Source organism: Streptomyces sp. BR123 (assembly GCF_013401435.1).
Taxonomy (GTDB): Bacteria; Actinomycetota; Actinomycetes; order Streptomycetales; family Streptomycetaceae; genus Streptomyces.
This window is the reverse complement of sequence record NZ_JACBGN010000624.1, coordinates 1-1,066: the sequence shown is the minus strand read 5'-3', so window position 1 is coordinate 1,066 and position 1,066 is coordinate 1. Positions and strand designations below refer to the sequence as shown.

At 72.6% G+C, this 1,066-nt stretch carries 2 protein-coding genes; one reads left to right on the top strand and one right to left on the bottom strand.

Going from position 1 to position 1,066, the window contains the following annotated elements; genetic code table 11:
- Positions 1-243 precede the first annotated feature (243 nt).
- Positions 244-486: a hypothetical protein gene (locus HYE82_RS36725; RefSeq protein WP_179178554.1), complete on the top strand. Its 243-nt coding sequence runs from the start codon at positions 244-246 to the stop codon at positions 484-486.
- A gap of 18 nt (positions 487-504) precedes the next feature.
- On the opposite strand, the gene HYE82_RS36720 is transcribed toward HYE82_RS36725, so the two are convergent.
- Positions 505-1,066: AAA family ATPase (locus HYE82_RS36720; RefSeq protein WP_306439697.1), on the bottom strand; the 562-nt coding region annotated here is incomplete at its 5' end.

The following is a 1,066-nucleotide window of genomic DNA, read 5'->3' as shown; positions in this document are numbered from 1 at the left end:
TAAGAGACAGGGCGGGTGCGGGTGGATGGCCTGCAAGCCGCCGGTCTCGGGGCGGCGGGGCCGACGTCTGGCGGAGCAGTTGCGTCCCGGCCGCCCGGAACGTCCACGCCGTCGTCACGGGCGTGCTGCTGCTCGCCACCCTGCCCTACCGCGGGCCGCCGGACCGGAGCCGGCCGGGGATGGCGGCGGCGGGGCGGCGCGCTGCTTCGGGCGGACGCGCGGACCGCGTGGAACGATTTCTGTATGACTGAGAGCTCGAGCCCGTACATGTCCTCGCCGCGGGTCACCGTCCTGGCGGTGCAGCCCGGCGACCCGCCGTTCCGGATCGTGGAGGTCGACGGGGAGGTGGTCGGTACGGCAACGTCCATGACAGACGTGATCCTGATTGCCTCGGAAGCAGGCGTCAGCATCCACGACCTCGACGACCTGGACACGGTCCGGTGGGTGGGCGGCGGGAAGTTCACCTGGCAGGAGCCGCACTGGTGACCATGCGGCCGATGCGGGCTATCCCTGGGCGAAGGCGAGCAGTTCCTTGATGCCGGGGGCGTAGCCGTCGGTGGTGTCCACGGTGAGGACGGGCAGGTCGAGGGTGATGTCGGCGAAGTCGTCCGGCACGTAGCGGCCGGCGGCGATGTCGGCCAGGAGGGTGTGATCGGCGTGCGCCGCCCGGTGGGCGTCGGTCCCGGCACGCCGGGTGATCCGCTGGACGAGGGTTCCGGTCGACGTGGTGCAGCGGATCACCCGGACGTCGGCGATCTCGGTCAGGGGCTCCAGGCCCGGGCGCCACACCCGGTCCTGGAAGGCGGACTCGGCGACCACGGTCACGCCGGCTTCCAGCAGCAGGGCGAGGGTCGCGAAGAAGGCGTCCCGGGCGGGGAGGTTGAGGTGATCGGTGCCGTCCGGTGCAGGGGCGGCGCCGCGGACCATGCCCTGTTTGATCTCGTCGCGGATGATCGCCGGGCAGCCGAGCCCGTCGGCGAGAGCACGGGCGAGAGTGCTCTTCCCGGTGCCCGGCGGGCCGCTGACGACGAGGAGGGTGGGGCGGTGCGGCATGGTGGGGCGTCCT